14 protein-coding genes are annotated in these 18,492 nt (G+C 44.2%); all 14 read left to right on the top strand.

All coding sequences use genetic code 11. The features are described from left to right. Positions 1-28 precede the first annotated feature (28 nt). On the top strand, positions 29-685 hold the full coding sequence (locus C900_RS04105) for a class I SAM-dependent methyltransferase (RefSeq protein ID WP_009578350.1): 657 nt from the start codon (positions 29-31) through the stop codon (positions 683-685). Between the two features lie 112 nt (positions 686-797). Continuing rightward, the gene (locus tag C900_RS04100) at positions 798-1,100 is read left to right on the top strand and encodes a hypothetical protein (RefSeq protein WP_009578349.1); all 303 of its coding nucleotides are present in this window, start codon (positions 798-800) and stop codon (positions 1,098-1,100) included. Between the two features lie 33 nt (positions 1,101-1,133). Beyond that, a complete protein-coding gene (locus C900_RS04095) occupies positions 1,134-1,721 on the top strand; it encodes a Crp/Fnr family transcriptional regulator (protein WP_040495584.1) in 588 nt (195 codons plus the stop codon). A gap of 477 nt (positions 1,722-2,198) precedes the next feature. Next, positions 2,199-4,811, top strand: coding sequence for a glycosyl hydrolase family 18 protein (locus C900_RS04090; RefSeq protein WP_009578346.1), 2,613 nt, complete (start codon positions 2,199-2,201; stop codon positions 4,809-4,811). 301 nt (positions 4,812-5,112) lie between these two features. Next, positions 5,113-5,754, top strand: a complete 642-nt coding sequence (locus C900_RS04085; RefSeq protein WP_009578345.1) for a YceI family protein — start codon at positions 5,113-5,115, stop codon at positions 5,752-5,754. Then, entirely contained in the window at positions 5,751-6,581 is an 831-nt protein-coding gene (locus C900_RS04080) for an oxidoreductase (RefSeq protein ID WP_009578344.1), read from the top strand. Before C900_RS04085 ends, C900_RS04080 begins: the two co-directional genes overlap by 4 nt. A 380-nt stretch (positions 6,582-6,961) precedes the next feature. Next, positions 6,962-7,867: an NAD(P)/FAD-dependent oxidoreductase gene (locus tag C900_RS04075; protein ID WP_009578343.1), complete on the top strand. Its 906-nt coding sequence runs from the start codon at positions 6,962-6,964 to the stop codon at positions 7,865-7,867. An 89-nt stretch (positions 7,868-7,956) separates the two neighbouring features. Then, the gene (locus tag C900_RS04070) at positions 7,957-8,352 is read left to right on the top strand and encodes a hypothetical protein (RefSeq protein WP_009578342.1); all 396 of its coding nucleotides are present in this window, start codon (positions 7,957-7,959) and stop codon (positions 8,350-8,352) included. Between the two features lie 72 nt (positions 8,353-8,424). After that, positions 8,425-12,786 carry a CusA/CzcA family heavy metal efflux RND transporter gene (locus tag C900_RS04065; protein ID WP_009578341.1) on the top strand — a complete coding sequence of 1,454 codons (4,362 nt, stop codon included), beginning with the start codon at positions 8,425-8,427 and terminating at the stop codon, positions 12,784-12,786. 81 nt (positions 12,787-12,867) lie between these two features. Next, positions 12,868-14,217 (top strand): efflux RND transporter periplasmic adaptor subunit, encoded by a 1,350-nt coding sequence (locus C900_RS04060; RefSeq protein ID WP_245558398.1) that lies wholly within the window; start codon positions 12,868-12,870, stop codon positions 14,215-14,217. A 641-nt stretch (positions 14,218-14,858) separates the two neighbouring features. After that, the gene (locus tag C900_RS04055; protein ID WP_009578339.1) at positions 14,859-15,296 is read left to right on the top strand and encodes a hypothetical protein; all 438 of its coding nucleotides are present in this window, start codon (positions 14,859-14,861) and stop codon (positions 15,294-15,296) included. A 457-nt stretch (positions 15,297-15,753) separates the two neighbouring features. Continuing rightward, positions 15,754-16,176 carry a response regulator gene (locus tag C900_RS04050; RefSeq protein WP_009578338.1) on the top strand — a complete coding sequence of 141 codons (423 nt, stop codon included), beginning with the start codon at positions 15,754-15,756 and terminating at the stop codon, positions 16,174-16,176. A gap of 56 nt (positions 16,177-16,232) precedes the next feature. Continuing rightward, positions 16,233-17,864: a PAS domain S-box protein gene (locus C900_RS04045; RefSeq protein WP_009578337.1), complete on the top strand. Its 1,632-nt coding sequence runs from the start codon at positions 16,233-16,235 to the stop codon at positions 17,862-17,864. Between the two features lie 141 nt (positions 17,865-18,005). After that, positions 18,006-18,425, top strand: coding sequence for a hypothetical protein (locus tag C900_RS04040; protein ID WP_009578336.1), 420 nt, complete (start codon positions 18,006-18,008; stop codon positions 18,423-18,425). The last annotated feature ends 67 nt before the right edge of the window (positions 18,426-18,492 follow it).

Genomic DNA, 18,492 nt, shown 5'->3' with positions numbered 1-18,492 from the left:
TTCTAAAAAAGAAAAACCGGCAGATAATATGGATGAGTCTACACTTAAGAGTATAGCCGGACAGCTTCGCCAGCCTTCGGGAGAGCATGCCGTGGAGGTGGGCGAGAAAATGAATGACGGAAACCTGCATATCAATATAAATACGATTGCTGCACTTCAATTGACTGCCAATGACAATATTCTAGAAATTGGCATGGGAAATGGCTTTTTTGTGAAGGACATACTTTCAACAGATCCCTCGATCAGATATACCGGCCTTGATTTTTCCGAAGCCATGGTCAGGGAGGCGTGCAAACGAAATAGCGGATTCATAAACAAAGGACAAGCTCAGTTTCTAATGGGTGACGCTCGGAATTTGCCTTTTGATAACGCCATGTTTAGCAAAGTATTTACAGTCAATACCATTTACTTTTGGGAGGATCAGGAGCAGGTATTATCGGAGATAAAAAGAGTACTAAAGCCAGGTGGGAAAGTGTTCATTGCGATAAGACCAAAGTCTGTTATGAAGCTTTACCCGTTTGTGAAGTACGGGTTCAATATGTTTAACAAAAAAGAGCTTGCCGATTTGTTGCTGGGAATCGGGTTCAACATATGTGAAATACTGGAGAAAAAGGAGCCGGAGCAGGAAATTAATGGGGAAAAAATGAGGGTGGAGACATTAATTGTTTGCGCAGAAAAGAGTTAAGTAGTGTTTGTAAGAAACTCTAAGTGGCTTTAAGAAAACGTTAAGGTCAAGGCTTGTGAAGTGCCAAAAAGCGGAGCGTACTGGGGTACGTGAGCATTTTTAGTATCATCTCATGATCTACATTACTCAGTTCATATTTATAAAACCCGGCAAAGAGGAGGTTTTTCATCAATTTGAAGAGCTGGCCATACCTCTGATGAAAAAGTATAACGGCAGACTCATTTATCGCTTGCGGCCGGGTACCGATAGCTTCGTTGTCACAGAAGAGGAACAGCCCTATGAGATCCATTTTGTCTCTTTTGCATCTGAAAATGATCTGGAAAGTTTTATGGGGGATGAAGATAGGTTGAAGTTTATGCACCTGAAAGAGGAATCGATAAAATGGACGTTGCTGGTGAAAGGTGAAAAAATGTAAATTTCATATCTTAGGGATCAATAATACAGCAAATTGAATAATCACGATACCATACTCAATAACATCAGGCGCTTTGTGACCCTGCTTCCGGAAGAAGAGCAGGAGTTGATATCGATTATCAGAACCACGAGGATGAAAAAGCGGCAATTCCTTGACCAGCCGGGCTTCGTCAGTGGCTATCGCAACTATGTGGTAAGGGGAGCATTTCGTTCGTTTTTTGTCGATAATGATGGAAAAGATCATACTGTTCAGATCGCGATAGACGATTGGTTTGTGAGTGACTTTTATAGCTACATCACCCAAACACCAGCAACACTTTTTGTAGAAGCGTTGGAAGATTCCGTCATCTTTCAAATGAAGTATGACGACATTGAAGGCTTGTGTGCAAGAAGTCACAACATGAGTGAATATTTCAGGATTACCACAGAGCGGGCATTTGCCTATTCCCGGAAGCGGGCCCTGTCTAATATTAGCAAAACGGCCGAAGAACGGTATCTTGAATTTCTGGAACAGTATCCCGGCATTGTACAGCGTGTACCGCAAAAAGTAGTAGCTTCCTACCTGGGCATGTCAGCCGAATTCTTAAGCAAGATCAGAGCCCAATTGGCCGGTAAACCCTAACAGAGCCACTAGCCTTAAGCACCAGGCCTCTAATTTTTTGTGAAGAAACTGTGAACTGAGAACCAGAGAACTGTAAACGGCCACACCATTCAGCTACAACTACACCCCATACAGCTAAAAAATTAGGAGAAATATCGGTGTTTAGGTAATATGCCCTTGTTTTAATGCCGGATAGACGGAGTGTTTGCAACTCTATTTAACTGCATTATTTCATTACTTCAACCTAAAACCAACCAATTATGAGTACCAACTACCAACCAATTCAATTTCCTCCCGACTGGCATTCTATCATTTCGGAGCAGAGGCTTTAGAAGCCTGATTAAATCGAGATCACCCGTAGACAATCACAGCGACACTTACCAATACCATCCAGGTAATGAGGGAAATGCTTTGCATTTAAATTCTTGTAGACGGTCGATCTATGTCAAAAATAAGTCTATAGCAGCAGATCTATTTGTTCAACTAAAATTTACTCCTATGAAACCAACTATTTGTACCATTTTTCTTCTTCTATTGGGCACAGTCTTCAGTCATGCCCAATACAATTTCCCGGATTGTGCTTCACCCTGGGATCCTGATAACCCTCAACATGTGCAGGGAGATCAGGTTTCTTATAACGGTATTAACTATGAGGCGAAATACTGGACCAGCAGTACGCCTGGCAGCGATGGAAGCTGGCAGAACATGGGGGCCTGTGGGGACGGAGGCCTCGGGCCGGACTATGATGGACCGCAACGTATTATCGGATACCTGCCCACCTGGGTACAGGGCTACGACATTGCCAATGAATTTAATCCGGAGGTAGTTACGCATTTGAATGTATCGTTTTTGATGTTTAAACAAAACAACAATGACTACAACAGCAGCAATTTTGCCTCTATTGCTTTCGATGCCACCCAGGAATATAAAGTTGATTCTGTTTTATTTGACCTGGGGGTGTATGAAAAATCCAAACAGGCAGGAGTAACAGTGTCTGTAGCACTGGGAGGGGCCACGGACTTTGCCTTCCTATGGCTTATGGACAGATATTATAACAATGACCAAAAGCTGGAAGAAATTGCCGACCTCATCCTCAATTACCTCGATGCCAGAGGATTAGATGGTGTGGACCTGGATATGGAATGCTGGTGGGCCGATGCTTCAATCTCAGGTACCAGTGATCAGGGTGGTCGTGTTCGGGGCAGTAAGTGGGGAGATAGCGACCAGGGTCCGCATCAGGCAGCTATTGGTCTTACGAGGCTGGCGCAGAAGCTGAGGGAAAAAGATCCTGATAAGTTGCTTTCAGCGGCTGTGTTCGGCACCTCCTGGTATGGTAACAACTATGACGACAAACTGGTAGATTACCTCGACTGGCTCGGCCTGATGACTTATGACTTTACAGGTTCATGGAATGAGTCCCCCAAAGGGCCGCATTCATCACTCTACAAAGTGCCGTTAAGCACTTACCCTGGTCAATCGGCCAATAACCCAATCTACAGCGCTCAGGATGCACTGGAATATTGGATGGGACTGGCAGAGCCCGCGTGGAATCATGACGGAGGTTTTTCTGTGCCGAAAAGTAAACTTGCCATAGGAGTACCTATGTATGGCTACGACTTCTCACAAAGGAAGCCGGTCGGCAATGGATTTACTTATGTGCCTTACAAGGATATTGTCAACGAATTCCCTAATGCCCCCACCAGCTACGATCCGCTGGACAGTCGTATGTTATTGGGAAATGTGGCGGCTAATGGTAAAAATATTTACTTCAACACCCCCAAACTGGCAGGTGAAAAGCTGGAGTACTCCCGTGACTACGGCCATCAGGGGTTGATCATATGGGAGCTTACTCAGGATGTTCCTTTCGAATCGGAAGGCAGCATTATGAAGGCCATTAATGAGGCAGCCGGTAATACGGATATCAACAAGCACCCGAATGTTAGCTGGGTGGCTCCGGTAGATACGGACACCATAGTAATGGAAACATTTACTCCAATTACCCTGCAGGCGTCAGCGTCAGATGCAGATGGCACCATAGCTGGTGTTTCTTTCGAGGCAGCAGGTGCAACACTAAGCGGAGCGCTCAACGGGAATTTATATGAAGCGCAGTTCACACCGCAGCAGTATGGTGAGTTGACCCTGAAAGTTACTGCAGAGGATAATGACCAGGCCACTTCATCGAAGATCATCAAGGTTTACATTATTAATGAAATCGGCAACCAGCCTCCGGTGGTGAGCATGTTAAGCCCTGCTGATGGTCAGGTCATTGAGCAGAGCGAATTCAGTGAAATAAGACTTAGCGCTTCCGTTACAGATGACACGAGTGTGCAAAATGTGGTGCTGAGCATCGATGGACAGCTTTTGAATGTAAGTACAGCAGGAGATGAGTACTATGCCCTCTGGACACCTACAGCAGAAGGAAGTTACGTCTTCAAAGTAGAAGCTACCGATAACGAAGGCTCAACCACAATTTCAGAGGCGGCATTTGAGGTCAGGTTGCAGACCAGTACCTGCGATGCACCTCAGTGGGATGCAGGCACTACTTATGCCTCTGGAGGTAATGTGGTGCAGTACAATGGCAAGCTGTACCAAAACAAATGGTGGACACAGGGAGAGGTGCCTGGGGAGGCCGATGTGTGGGAATTTATTAAGAATTGCAATGGTGAAACAGACCCTTGTGGTGAGGCCTGGCAGCCACAAAAGGTGTATGCCGCTTCAGGTACTGAGGTGGTTTATGAAAACAAAATCTATCGCAATAAATGGTGGTCGCAGGGAAATGTTCCAACTGCTGGCGATCCATGGGAGTATGTCAGGGATTGTGACATGCAAATGCTTCAGTCGAGTTCGGTGGAGGCCGGTGATCTGGCATATCCAAATCCTTTCAGTGATAGGCTGAATATTAAAATCAACCTGAAACAGAAAGGTGATGTTACACTAAAGCTGATTAATAGCGAAGGCAGGACAGTCATTAGTCAGTATGTTGGCGGCCTTGATCCGGGTTGGTATGAGTTGACACTGAAAGATAGTGGAAAAGTAAAACCAGGGATATATCTATACCAGGTAGAAGCCAATGGCCAGGTAATCGGTAATAAGCGGGTGATCCGGGAATAGTAAACAGAAAATCTAACCGCTAGAACAAGCAGAGAATTCTCTAAAGAAATTTTGAGGAGAATTCCCTGCTACCTCTGAGCTTCTGCACCTGGCGCAAGTGTTAAGCGATAGTGTCACTTGTGCCTTTTGCCGGAGAGTTCTCTGTGTCCTATGAGTCTCTTCCCATTTCTCTGGCCATCCCATCTTCAGGACAAGTTGAACTAGTTCAAGTGCCTTTCCTAATCCAGTTCATTTTTCCACGGCACAAACTGGCAGACCTTTGTAAAGTCAATTTTATTAATTACTTAAAGCGATTTTACAAATGAAAACTCAAACTACAAACTTCTGTAAGGCAGCGTTTCAGAGATATTTCCGCCTCATAACAGGCAGCATTTTCATTACGCTGCTACATGGCGCAGTCAATGCACAAACTACAAAATGGTTCTATGACGCCTCACATGCTAAGGTAGGTTTTGCCATTTCACATTTCGGTATCTCTGAGACAGAGGGAAAGTTCAATAAATTCGATGGGATTGTGTTATCGGATAAGACCGATTTTTCGGATGCAAAAATTGACTTTTCCATTGATGTAAACAGTATTGATACGGAAAATGAGCAGCGGGATACACACTTGAGATCATCAGATTTTTTTGATGTAGCCAAATATCCCTCGATTACCTTCAAGAGCCGTTCATTGAAGCCGGTAGGGAAAAATAAATATAAGCTTACCGGTGATTTCACCATGCATGGGGTAACGAAACAAATAATACTCGATGTACTGTACCGCGGCACAGTGACTGACCCATTCGGAAATATAAAAGCCGGATTTAAAGTAACCGGTGCTATCGATCGTACAGACTGGGGTCTCGACTGGAACGGTACCCTGGCTGCAGGTGGTCTGTTGGTGGGCAATGAGGTGGAACTGGACATAAACATCGAACTAACAAAAGCGAAAGAATTATGAGAAAAATCTGGTTGATAACAGGTATATCCAGCGGTTTGGGCAAGGCTATTGCCCAAGCTGTTATGGAAAAAGGCGATTTTGTTATAGGCACATTCAGGAAAGCATCTCAGGTGGAGGAGTTTAATGCAAACTTTCAAAACAAAGGATTTTCATATCAGTTAGACGTCACCCAGCCAGATCAAATACGGAAAATGACGGCCGCGATCAGAGCAATGTTTCACCGTGTGGATGTACTGGTCAATAATGCAGGTGTTGGTATGGTTGGGGCTGTAGAAGAAACTTCGATGGATGAGGTAAGGGCTATTTTTGAAGCTAATTTTTTTGGTACATTAAAGCTTACTCAGGAGGTACTGCCGCTTATGAGGGCTCAAAGAAGTGGTCATATTGTACAGATATCTTCACATGGGGGAGTGAAGGCCTTCGCAGGTTTTGGCATCTATAATGCCAGCAAATTTGCGGTTGAGGGATTTAGCGAAGCGCTTGCCCAGGAGGTAGCCCCCTTGGGCATCAAAGTTACAATAGTGGAGCCAGGACCTTTTCGGACAAGGTTTGCAGGCGATTCACTGGGTACCGCAGTGCGTGTGATTGAAGATTATAATGAAACGGCCGGAGCATTTCGCATGAAGCTGAAAGGAGTGAACGGCAAGCAGGAGGGAGACCCGCAAAAAGCCGCTCAGGCTATCTACCGGTTGGTAGATAGTGAAGTCCCACCTTTGCGCCTGCCGTTGGGTAAAACAGCGCTGTTGACAATAGGTATGAAGATAGATAGTGTAAAGGCGGACCTTGAAGCAGCACGAACAATAGCTGAAGGTGCGATATATTCGTGAGTAGCTCCGGGCACGTGACGGGTATGAGCCGTATGACGCCTGAATCAGGATAATATTAATGTGAGTTCGATATAACAAAACCGGTTAAAGGTATGCATATCAGGAAAATTGACTCAAAACTCTCTGTTTAAGGTCATTCTGCCTGTTCCGAACTTGCCTAACTTGCCTCGGGGAAGAATGAAGAATCTTACTAAGTACAAGGGTACTTATTCACAACTTAGGAAGATCCTTCTCCCGAAAGCCTTAAAGCCTTCGGGATAGGATGACAGCCTATTTTTAGGCATTTTATATCCAACTCACGTTAATATTACTTGCAGTATTGTTGCGTTCAAAGTGAAGGTTTATATATTTGCAACAATGTTGCATTTAAAAAATATAATATGACCGATCCACACTACGATGTTGTAATTATCGGGGGCAGTTTTGCAGGCTTGTCCGCAGCCATGACCCTTGGAAGGTCTTTGAGAGACGTGCTGATCATTGACAGTGGAAAACCCTGTAACAGGCAAACGCCCGCTTCTCATAACGTGATCACTATGGATGGTGAAAAACCTGCCGCATTACTTAATCGTGCCCGGGAGCAAGTGCTGTTCTACAATACTGTTGGTATCATGAATGACGAAGTCAGGTTTGTAAAGAAGAAAACAACGGAGTTTGAAGTGCAGGTGGGTGATGGAAAAGTTATAACCTCTCGAAAGATCATTCTGGCCAATGGTATCAAAGATATTATGCCTGAGGTTTCCGGATTTGAAGATTGCTGGGGTATATCGGTATTACACTGCCCATACTGCCATGGATATGAAGTAAAAGGCAAAAAAACCGGGGTATTGGCTAACGGAGAAATGGCCTTTGAATTTGCAAAAATGATACACCACTGGACACCCGAGCTGACATTATTTACCAATGGTATTTCTACATTAACAAATGAGCAGGAGTTAACATTGAAAAGCCATAACATAGCAATAGTCCAAAGCAGGTTGGTAGAAATAATTCATAAAAAAGGCCATCTTTCGAAACTTGTCTTTGATGATGGGACTGGCATTCCATTGGAAGCTCTTTATACCCGTCTGGCCTTTGAGCAGCATTTGCAAATACCACAACTATTGAGTTGCCGGCTCAACGAGGGTGGCTATATTGAGGTGGATCAACTCCAAAAAACATCTGTGCCTGGTGTATTTGCCGCTGGTGACAACACCAATCCCTTTCGCTCGGTTAGTGGGGCTATTGCTGCAGGGAGTATGGCTGGTGCCGCTTTAAATAAAGAGCTTATCGAAGAAGATTTTTAGAACATTTCAGATCCTTTTTATTATAAAATGGAAATGTAGCCAAACATGCAATACCATTGCACGTCATTTTTCGTTAGCTTTGCAGCGAAATGAAGCGCTTCTTTTCCATATCATTGCTGGTTTTATTCCTGATCAGAGGGCTGGCGCCTACTATGGATCTATGTTGTGAGCTACAAAAATTGCCCGTGCTATTTGAACACTACGAGGAGCACAAGGCTTGTAGTGGAGGATCATTCTGGAAGTTTTTGGTACAGGAATATGCCAGCGAGCATGTGGATTCCGATCAACATCACGACAATGCAGATCATGACAAGCTGCCCTTCCACTCGAATGATCAATGTTGTAATACTGCCATCTTTTATGTAAGTGATCAGCATTTTGAGCTGCGAGCGCTCGATAGTACGTTGCCTGTCAAATCAGACTTTTATATATCTTTTTTATCCTCCCGTTTTCCCGATTCTCTTTTTCAGCCGCCACAGGTTTGATCAATAACTTTATCCGGACAGGTCTGTTCCTGTCTGAATTTAATTGAAGTTTATTGATTTAACCCTGAATGAATGTTTGATTCAATTATTAGTTTTTCTATAAAGAATAAACTGGTTATCGGGCTGTTTGTAGTTGCCCTGATCAGTTGGGGGGCGTATTCCCTCACGCGCATCCCTCTTGATGCCGTGCCGGATATTACCAATAATCAGGTGCAGGTAATTACGCAGGCGCCTGATCTGGCTACACAAGAGGTGGAGCAGTTCATTACCTACCCGTTGGAGGTGTCGATGTCGTTTATTCCTAATGTGGAGGAGATCCGGTCCATATCGCGCTTTGGACTTTCGATGATCACTATAGTTTTTGAAAAACAAGTGGACCCTTACCTTGCCAGACAGTTAGTAAACGAGCAGATACAGACTGCTGTAAAGGACATCCCCGAAGGCTTTGGCTCCCCACAGTTGGCGCCCATGGTTACCGGCCTTAGCGAAATATATCAATATACCATCGCAAAGGAGAAGGGATACGACACAGCATATTCCCCGATGGAGCTTCGCACAATCCAGGACTGGATCGTAAAACGCCAACTGACCGGTATACCCGGAGTAGCAGAAGTCAGCAGCTTTGGAGGATATCTGAAGCAATACGAAGTGGCTATTGATCCTGAAAGGCTTCGCGCTTATCACCTTACTGTGGAAGATGTTTACAGTGCGATTGCCAGAAACAACCAGAATACCGGTGGCTCATATATCGAGAAGTCCAGCAGAACCTACTTTATACGTGGAGAAGGGATGGTCAATTCATTAGACGACATCAAAGAGGTGTTGATCAGGAATGTTATGGGCACCCCTGTATTGATCAGAGATGTGGCGAAGGTACAATTCGGCCATGCTCCACGCTTTGGAGCTATTACCAGGAATGGCGAGGGGGAAACGGCGGGAGGGCTGGTGCTCATGCTAAAAGGTGAAAATTCGCATCGTGTAACACAAGCGGTAAAAGCACGCATGGAGCAAATTCAGGAAAGTTTACCGGAGGGCCTTTACATCGACCCGTTTTTGGACCGGTCCAGGCTGATAGACCGTGCCATTACCACAGTTACTACCAACCTTGTTGAAGGGGGGCTGATCGTTATATTTATCCTGGTATTGCTATTGGGCAACCTGCGTGCCGGTCTTGTGGTGGCTTCTGTCATACCATTGTCCATGCTTTTTGCCCTGGGTATGATGAACATCTTTGGTGTCTCGGCCAACCTGATGAGTCTCGGAGCTATTGATTTCGGGATAATAGTCGATGGGGCGGTGATTATTGTAGAGGCTATTGTACACCGTATCTATGGCACCTTCAATGGCCAACGATTGAGTCAGCAGCAAATGGACATCCAGGTAGGGAAGGCTGCCAGCCATATCAGGAAATCTGCAGCTTTCGGAGAGATCATCATTTTAATCGTATATCTGCCCATTCTTGCATTGGTAGGCATAGAAGGTGAAATGTTCAGGCCTATGGCTCAGACGGTGAGCTTTGCCATACTGGGAGCGTTCATCCTATCGCTGACCTATGTACCCATGATGGCGGCTCTGGTGATGAAAAAGAAGATTGTGGTCAAGAGGAATATCTCGGACATGATCATGGATTTTTTCCACCGGCTTTACCGTCCGGTGATCGGGTTTGCCTTAAGGGCCAAACCACTGGTAATTATGGCAGCCGTTCTGCTCTTTGCCGGTAGTATTTGGATATTTTCAACATTGGGAGGAGAATTTATACCTACACTGGATGAAGGAGACATTGCATCACACCAAATATTGCCAACAGGTACATCATTGCAGCAGATGATTGAGGTATCTAAAAAAATACAAGACGCCCTGATGAAAGAATTTCCTGAGGTGAAGGAAGTAGTAACAAAGATCGGGACATCAGAGATACCGACCGACCCGATGCCTATGGAGTTGGCAGACATCATTATTGTAATGAAAGATAAAAAAGATTGGGTCAGCGCTTCTTCAAGAGAAGAGATGTTTGAAAAGATGGAGGCGGTTATCTATTCCATTCCAGGTGTTGCAACCGAGTTTACCCAGCCCATCCAGATGCGATTCAATGAACTGATCACCGGGGTCAGGCAGGATATTGCGGTAAAGATCTATGGTGAAGACCTGGATCTCCTGTTTCGGAAGGGCAATGAAGCCAATGAGCTGATCAGCCGGATTGAAGGTGTCGGGGGTACGGTGGTAGAGCAGCTAACCGGCTTGCCACAAATCCAGATCAACTATAAGAGAAATAAAATGGCGCAGTATGGGCTGTCCGTAGAAGATGTTAATAGAGCTATCAATACAGCTTTTGCCGGAGGTACTGCCGGGGTGGTGTTTGAAGGAGAAAGGAGATTTGACCTGGTAGTACGTTTTCAGGAAGGGTTCAGGAAAGATATCGGTAATGTGGAAGCCATGTATATTCCACTTCCTTCCGGGGAACAGGTGCCTTTAAAGGAAATAGCCCGTGTCTCTTTAAAGGAGGCTCCGGCACAAATTTCCCGTGATGATGCCAAACGCAGGATCGTACTCGGGGTAAATACCCGTAACAGAGACACCGAGAGCGTGGTGGAAGACATTCAGCAGGTGCTGGGCAAACAGCTCGAATTGCCACCGGGTTATTACATTACCTATGGAGGTCAGTTTGAGAATCTGATAAAAGCCAGGGAAAGGCTGTCCGTTGCGGTGCCGGCTGCCCTGCTTCTTATTCTGGTGCTTTTGTTTTTTACTTTCGGATCGATGAACCAGGCACTATTGATATTTACAGCGGTACCGATGTCTGCCATAGGTGGAGTGCTGGCGTTGTGGCTGCGTGATATGCCTTTTAGTATCTCCGCAGGTGTAGGATTTATCGCTTTATTTGGCGTAGCTGTACTCAACGGCATCGTATTGATCTCCGAATTTAATGCCCTTAAAGCAGAAGGGGTAAAGGATCTGAATGAACGTATTATGAAAGGAACATCTATTCGCTTACGCCCTGTGATCATGACAGCTTCTGTGGCTTCACTGGGATTTTTGCCTATGGCGCTTTCCACTTCCGCGGGAGCAGAGGTACAGCGGCCCTTAGCCACTGTTGTGATTGGTGGGCTGATAACAGCTACATTATTGACGTTGGTGGTGCTGCCTGTTCTTTACTACTATTTGGAAAAAGGTATATCATTTAAGCCTAAAACAGCGATTATATTGGTGGTTTTTATGTTTGTGACTGGGAAAACGGGTATGCTGATAGCCCAGGAAAAGGAGGATAGTACATTCCTGACCCTGGAGCAGGCCATTGACCTGACGCTAAAGAGCCACCCCTCACTGCAGAAAGCAGACTTACAGGTAGAACAACAAAAGGCGCTGGAGAAAACGGCTTTTGATTTTGAAAGAACCAGTATTTTTCATCAGCGTGAGGAAACCAATGGAGATGATATTGAAGGAGTATCTTCTTTTGGGGTCCAACAAAATATCGACTTTCCCACTACTTATATTCAAAAGCACCATTATCAACAGGAATTGGTGACCAGGAGTGAGAAATATCGAAATATTTCTGCCAATACATTGATCGCTGAAGTTAGTCGAGCTTACAATAGCTGGTTACTGGCGGTAAGCAAACTACAGCTAATACGTCAACAGGATAGCATCTTTCGGAATTTTGAGGCTGCGGCTCGATTGAGATTTGAAACCGGAGCCACAGGTAAGCTGGAGCTGCTGTCTGCAACCAGCCAGGCAAAGAAGGTAGCAGTTATGTTCGAACAGGCCTCAGCCGACTATACAGCAGCAAGTCAGAATTTGAGTACCTGGCTTAATATTGATAGTGTTATCTCACCTCCCGCAGGCCTGTACAAATTTCAGAGTAGTGCAAGAACTGCCGATGGTGTGCAGCCTGATAATCCTGTTCTGGAGTACTACACTCAGAATCAGAAGGTGGCGGATGCAGCAGTAAAAATGGAGCGGTCTCAGTTTCTTCCCGGCATTTCATTAGGATATAGCGACCAAACCATTAACGGCCAGGAAGGTTTTTATCAATACCGGATAGGGCTGAACGTTCCCCTCCTTTTTTTCGCCCAAAAAGGAAAGACTCAGGCTGCTCGTATTCAGCAGTCTATTGCAGAGAGAGAGTACCAGATGCAGATGCAAGAGCAGAATCGGCAACTGGCATCTGCCATAGCCAGTTTGGAAAAAGCCCGGGCGTCTTTAAAATTTTATGAAGAGGAGGGGCTGCAGCTTGCCGAAGAACAGATACGGACAGCGGAGTTCGGGTATAAAGCGGGTGAGGTCGATTATATAGCATTTATCCAAAACCTGGGGCAGGCCCTGACGCTGCGTGAGGACTACCTGAACAGTGTTTACCAGTATAACCTGGCGATCATTGAATTTAAGAGCCTTACGGGTCAATTTCTGGAAGATTATAACCAACAGACAAATCGATAAAAATATTTAGTAATAATGGATTTAGCTAGTGCTTGTAAGAAAACTTTAAGTGTCTTTAAGAAAACGTCAAGGTCAAGGCTTGTGAAGTGCCAAAAAGCTGAGCGTACTGAGGTACGTGAGCATTTTTGGGACAAGCGTAACGTAGACATTGGCGCTTTCTTAGAGACACTAGCTATAAAAAATAGTTTGAAATACGTGGTCGCGACCATATTATTATTTGGTTGCGGAGAGTCCGGCAGACCGGCAGAAGATGAACATGATCATGGTGGTGATGCACACGAGGAGCACGGAGCAGAAACCCACCGAGAAGAAGGTATGGTATCGTTAACCGAAATACAACTGGCCAATGCTGATCTTCAATACAGTACTTTGGATACGCTCAACATCTCCGGTTTCGTGAAAACAAACGGGATCCTGGACCTTCCTCCGCAAAATATAGCGGCTGTTTCAGCTCCTATGGATGGGTTTGTAAAAAAAGTCAATTACCTCGTGGGTGATTATGTTAAGAAAGGAGCAGTCTTGGCTGTATTAGAGCATATGGACTATATCAAGCTTCAGGAGGAATACCTGAACGTAATAAACAATCTGGAGTATCTGGAGTCGGAATATGAACGCCAGAGACAATTGGATTCAGCTCAGGTCACAGCCAAAAAGCAGTTTCAGGCTGCCAGTGTAGCGTACAAAAGTGCATTGACCCGTAAGAAGGCCCTTGAAAAACAGTTGCAATACATGGGCTTGTCACCGAAAAGTATTGCAGCAGGGGAGATCTCCGGCTCCATTGCAATCCGGGCGCCATTAAGTGGCTATATCACAGCGCTTAATGTTCACAACGGAGCATTTGTACAATCACAGGAGGAGATCTATGAACTGGTAGATACTGATCATATGCATCTTGAACTTAATGTATTTGAGCAGGATATCAATAAAATAAAAATCGGGCAACTCATACTTTTTACGGTGCCAGGCTTAGGAGAGGAAAGATATAGAGGAAGTGTTTTTCTTATAGGTAAATCCTTTGACCGCGACAGTAAGACCGTAAAGGTGCATGGGCATATTGAAGAGGAGCATCACGAATTTCTAAGAGGACTGTATGTGGAGGCGAAGATATATTCAGGAGATGAGCACATGGCTGCTCTACCGGAAGAATCAATTGTAAACGACCAGGGGCAGTCGTATGTATTTGTTTTAGTAAAAGACATAGAAGAACATGAAAATGAGGAACATCACCATGCAGAAGGTCATAGTGAAGCCGTAGAAGATCATGGAATTACTTTTCGCAGGGTTCCGGTGGGCACTGGTATAAAGGATCAGGGGTATGTTCAGATAAAGCAAATAGCCGACCTTCCCCACGGATCGCAGTTTGTTACTAAAGGAGCCTATTACCTTTACTCCGAAATGAAAAAAGGGGAGGGCGGTCATCATCATCATTAGACAAATCAATCAATGTTATTGGGAACAAATGTTAAAATGCTTTCCTAAGCCTCTGAGGACCAGGAAAGCTAATTTGTGTTTGTAAGAAAACTCTAAGTGGCTTTAAGAAAACGTTCTCGCTAAAGAGCGGGATGAAGTCCAAAAAAGCGGAGTCCCGTACAGTTGTTACAGTTGTCGGGAAAAGCATTTTTGGGACACGCGTAGCGCAGACATTGACGTTTTCTTAGAGACACTAGTGTTGAGTTAAGTGTACTGTGCCGTATAAGTTGCAGTTATTTTTGTTCCAGGCAACGCAAAAAATATGAGCATAGCCATAGCTACGTAAGTATTTTTTAAGGCAGCATGGGACAAAAAGAACAAAGCTTGGTATGGCTAAAGTATGCTTAACTTAACACTAGTTTGCCTGTCTGTGCTTCTGAGCAGTTCAGCTTTACCAAATTTTTGGAAGTTTAGTAAAGCAGCGCTGAAGTGTTGAATTTGTAATCAGGTCAATAAGTAGTATCTCTAAGAAAACTCTAGCCGTCATCGCACCTGTCCCGGGCTTACCTCTAAGCTTGGTGGTTCTTAGAATCGAAAGGATGGAACATTCATTTTAGACTCTTTGTTTAATATTACACACCTTTCACCAAAACTGGTCTACTATGGAAAAGCAACTTGAAAAACTATCTCATGAGGACAGAATGCTTTTGCTCAGAGCGCCTGCGCTGGTTTCGATGCTGGCAGCCTGCTCAGATGGGGGCATCGATCGAAAAGAAAAGGCCGATGCCATTGAATTGTCTCATCTGAGAACTTTTACCTCTCCACCTATACTGCACCCATATTACAAAGAGGTGGAAAAAATATTCGAAGAGGAGCTTGAACGGATGATACAAATGTACTGCCCCATGGGTGAACCCCAGGAACAAATGTTGAAAGAAGAAGTCGAAAAAGTGTATGAGGTGCTCGACCAACTGGACGAAAAATACAGGTTGGAACTGTGGATCAGTCTGGACAGTTATGCCCGCCATGTCGGTAGCGTTCACCAGCATTTTCTCGAATTCTTCGTATTCCCTTTGAGCATCAGGGGTATTACGGAGTAACAGTTGCCAGTAAGTTAACTTTTAGGCCAGGCTACTTTTAAGTCTCCGATAGTTTAACCCGAGTTTGACACAAGAGAACCAATTAAAGGTATGTATAATCAGAAAACAGGCAAAAACTCTTTTTAAGATCATTCTGCCTGACCCGGGCACTCTCTCCGGGAAATGAGGGATCTTACTAAGTTCAAGGGTACTTTTGCCACTTAGTAAGATTCTTCCTCCTTTCAGAATGACCGCCTATTTTTATCCTTTTATATCCAACTGATGTTATTTTACAAAATACCTTTCTAATATTTGGATACGCATGATATGTTGTTTAAACACAAAACAATAGCTATTTATGTAGTTATATTTTATTTATATTCTTATTATTGTTCTTATATTTCAGAATTTACACTGTGCTGAATTATTTTAAATAGTTTGTTGTATTAACCCTTGTAGCTACTAAAGCTGTTTGAATATGAGTCAAATTCTGAATTGCTTCCTGGTTGACGATGATCCCGATGATCGGGAAATTTTTGCTTTGGCTTTGCATGACATCAATCATTCATACAAGTGTACTACAGCAAAAAACGGGGTTGAAGCTTTGGAGAAGTTGAGTAAAGACCAGGCGTTTCTTCCTGATTTTATATTTCTGGATCTCAATATGCCCAAGTTATCAGGTAAGAATTGCCTAAAGAAGATCAGGGAGAATTCCCGTCTTTTGCAGGTGCCTGTAATCATTTATTCCACGTCATCCTATGAAAATGACATAGAAGAAACCAGACAATTGGGCGCTACACACTATTTGGTGAAACCGGCTAGCATCAGCTACCTGTCAGAACTCTTGTTTGCAATTTTTGATGGGCAGGAAATGCCATTTCTACTTGGTTTTGAGAGGTAAAACTGCATTTAAACGCTGCATTTTGTATCTTTATTTAACCATGAAATAAAACCAACATGCATCATAAATTAAATACTCGCTCTTCCGGTAAAGCTGACCTAACTGCCCTAAGCATGCATGAAACAGGAGATTGGTCCCTTATCGAACAATTACCCGTTGCGATCTATGCCTGTGATATGCAGGGCCGCATTACCTTTTTTAACGAGGCGGCTGTCAAACTTTGGGGCCGCACTCCGGTGTTAGGGAAGGACTTGTGGTGCGGATCATGGAAAATCTATGATACAGGCGGTGTTCCAATGTCTTTAGGGGATTGTCCCATGGCAATAGCCTTAAAAGAAAAACGCGATGTTCTGGGCTATGAGATTGTCATTGAGCGGCCGGATGGCGTTCGTATGAATGTGCTGCCTCACCCCAAACCACTGCTGGACCCAGCGGGGAAGATGACCGGGGCTATCAATATGTTGGTGGATATTTCTGAAAAGCGAGAAAGGGAGCAGATCCTTCGGAAGAATGAAAAAAAATATAAGTCTCTGACGGAATCATTAGAGAAGATAGTCGAAGAGCGTACACTGACCCTAAAGAAGAGTGAGGAGCGCTACCATAAGATGATTGAAGAAGTACAGGATTACGCCATTATCCTGCTGGATACCGATGGAAATATTTCTAACTGGAACAAAGGCGCTCAGCAGATCAAAGGGTATTCGGAGGATGAGATTATTGGCAAGAACTTCAGGATATTCTACAGGCAGCAGGATCGTGATAAGAAGTTTCCGGAGCAGCTTATTGAAATGGCTAAAAATGATGGCAGGGCAATTCACGAAGGCTGGCGCGTAAGAAAGGATGGCAGTACGTTTTGGGGAAGCATTGTAATCACAGCCTTGCATGACGATGAAAATAACATCATAGGTTTCTCCAAGGTGACACGCGACCTTACTGAAAGGAAGCAGGCAGAAGACAAAATGAAGAAATACCTGCGTGACATAGAGATCAGGAACAGGCAGTTGGAAGAGTTTGCCTTTGTTGCGTCACATGATTTGCAGGAGCCACTGCGTAAAATACAAATTTTCAGTGAGCTTGCAGAGAGGAATATCGATGATAAGGAAGCAGCAAAAAGAAACCTGTCAAAAATAAATTCCTCAGCGCAGCGAATGGTGATGCTCATCAAGGGTGTTTTGGAGTACTCCAAGCTTTCCCGGCATGAAGAGCTGTTTGCTACTGTAGATCTTAGCAAAACCCTACGCAATGTTAGAGAGGACTTTGACCTGCTTATCAGAGAGAAGGGGGCAGACATTATATACACTAATCTCCCCACAGTAAAGGGAATCCCCATCCAGATCCATCAACTCTTTTCGAATCTTCTCAGCAATGCCCTGAAATTCACTGACAGAGACCCTGTGATCGAGATTGAAGCGGAAACTTTGGCAAATGAGGAGATAAGAAAATATCCCAATCTTTCAGCCAATGGCAAGTACATTAAATTCACATTTAAAGATAATGGGCAAGGGTTTGACAGCCGGTACTCTGACCAGGCTTTTAAGCTTTTCCAGCGTCTGGACCATTCAGAACGTGGAGCAGGTGTTGGTCTTGCATTGTGTAAAAGGATCATAGAAAATCATAAAGGACATATTGAAGTCTTGAGCAAGCCCAACGAGGGCACAACATTCTTAATTATCCTTCCTGCTGAATGATATTTATGGAGGTGGGCTATTACCTTATGGCTATTTGGCGTATTAACAGCATAAGATCGGCTTTGGATTTCTTACCGAATGATAGGCCGCATATTTTGATTTTTTGGTTTTGCAACTATCTTTGCCACTACTTTTACCAGAATGGCGACTGCTGATAAAAACTTTTCACTCCTTATTGCACTAAAGCTTGCTATAATCCTGCTGCTGTCGGTTACGGGTGTCGATCTATCCGCGGCTGACGGTTCCTCGGTGCAGCCTTATATTTATGCTTCAGGTAGTGAATATTCTTCTCAGGTGTTGATGGCCTACACCACCCATACCAATGAGCAGGGATTACCAGAGCTACCGGAAGCCCCGATCTCTAAAGAAGAAGGTGAGGACGATAATAACACTGAAGAAAAGTCAGGCGAAAAGCATCTTTCATACTTTGATGGCCAATCATTTATACCGACCAGATTAGCTGTATCAATAGCATCGTCTTATTACCAGGTATTTGCTTATACCAAACTATTTATTCCCCTTTATGTGCTTTTCCACTCCTGGAAAAGCTTTCTTTTCTGATTGGGTTGTCCTTTGTTTGTTTTTGATCGCCTCAATACTCCAACAGGAGATCTGAGTTGACATATGG

Source organism: Fulvivirga imtechensis AK7 (genome assembly GCF_000331535.1).
In the GTDB taxonomy this organism is placed as follows: domain Bacteria; phylum Bacteroidota; class Bacteroidia; order Cytophagales; family Cyclobacteriaceae; genus Fulvivirga; species Fulvivirga imtechensis.
Note: the sequence above shows the minus strand (reverse complement) of the source record. Positions and strands in the feature narration are given on the sequence as shown.

Excerpts from the sequence above, each read along its gene's own strand:
- C900_RS04105 (WP_009578350.1), top strand. The coding sequence starts at position 29 with ATGGATGAGTCTACACTTAAGAGTATAGCCGGACAGCTTCGCCAGCCT.
- C900_RS04100 (WP_009578349.1), top strand. The coding sequence starts at position 798 with ATGATCTACATTACTCAGTTCATATTTATAAAACCCGGCAAAGAGGAG.
- C900_RS04090 (WP_009578346.1), top strand. The coding sequence starts at position 2,199 with ATGAAACCAACTATTTGTACCATTTTTCTTCTTCTATTGGGCACAGTC.
- C900_RS04085 (WP_009578345.1), top strand. The coding sequence starts at position 5,113 with ATGAAAACTCAAACTACAAACTTCTGTAAGGCAGCGTTTCAGAGATAT.
- C900_RS04080 (WP_009578344.1), top strand. The coding sequence starts at position 5,751 with ATGAGAAAAATCTGGTTGATAACAGGTATATCCAGCGGTTTGGGCAAG.
- C900_RS04075 (WP_009578343.1), top strand. The coding sequence starts at position 6,962 with ATGACCGATCCACACTACGATGTTGTAATTATCGGGGGCAGTTTTGCA.
- C900_RS04070 (WP_009578342.1), top strand. The coding sequence starts at position 7,957 with ATGAAGCGCTTCTTTTCCATATCATTGCTGGTTTTATTCCTGATCAGA.
- C900_RS04065 (WP_009578341.1), top strand. The coding sequence starts at position 8,425 with ATGTTTGATTCAATTATTAGTTTTTCTATAAAGAATAAACTGGTTATC.
- C900_RS04055 (WP_009578339.1), top strand. The coding sequence starts at position 14,859 with ATGGAAAAGCAACTTGAAAAACTATCTCATGAGGACAGAATGCTTTTG.
- C900_RS04050 (WP_009578338.1), top strand. The coding sequence starts at position 15,754 with ATGAGTCAAATTCTGAATTGCTTCCTGGTTGACGATGATCCCGATGAT.
- C900_RS04045 (WP_009578337.1), top strand. The coding sequence starts at position 16,233 with ATGCATCATAAATTAAATACTCGCTCTTCCGGTAAAGCTGACCTAACT.
- C900_RS04040 (WP_009578336.1), top strand. The coding sequence starts at position 18,006 with ATGGCGACTGCTGATAAAAACTTTTCACTCCTTATTGCACTAAAGCTT.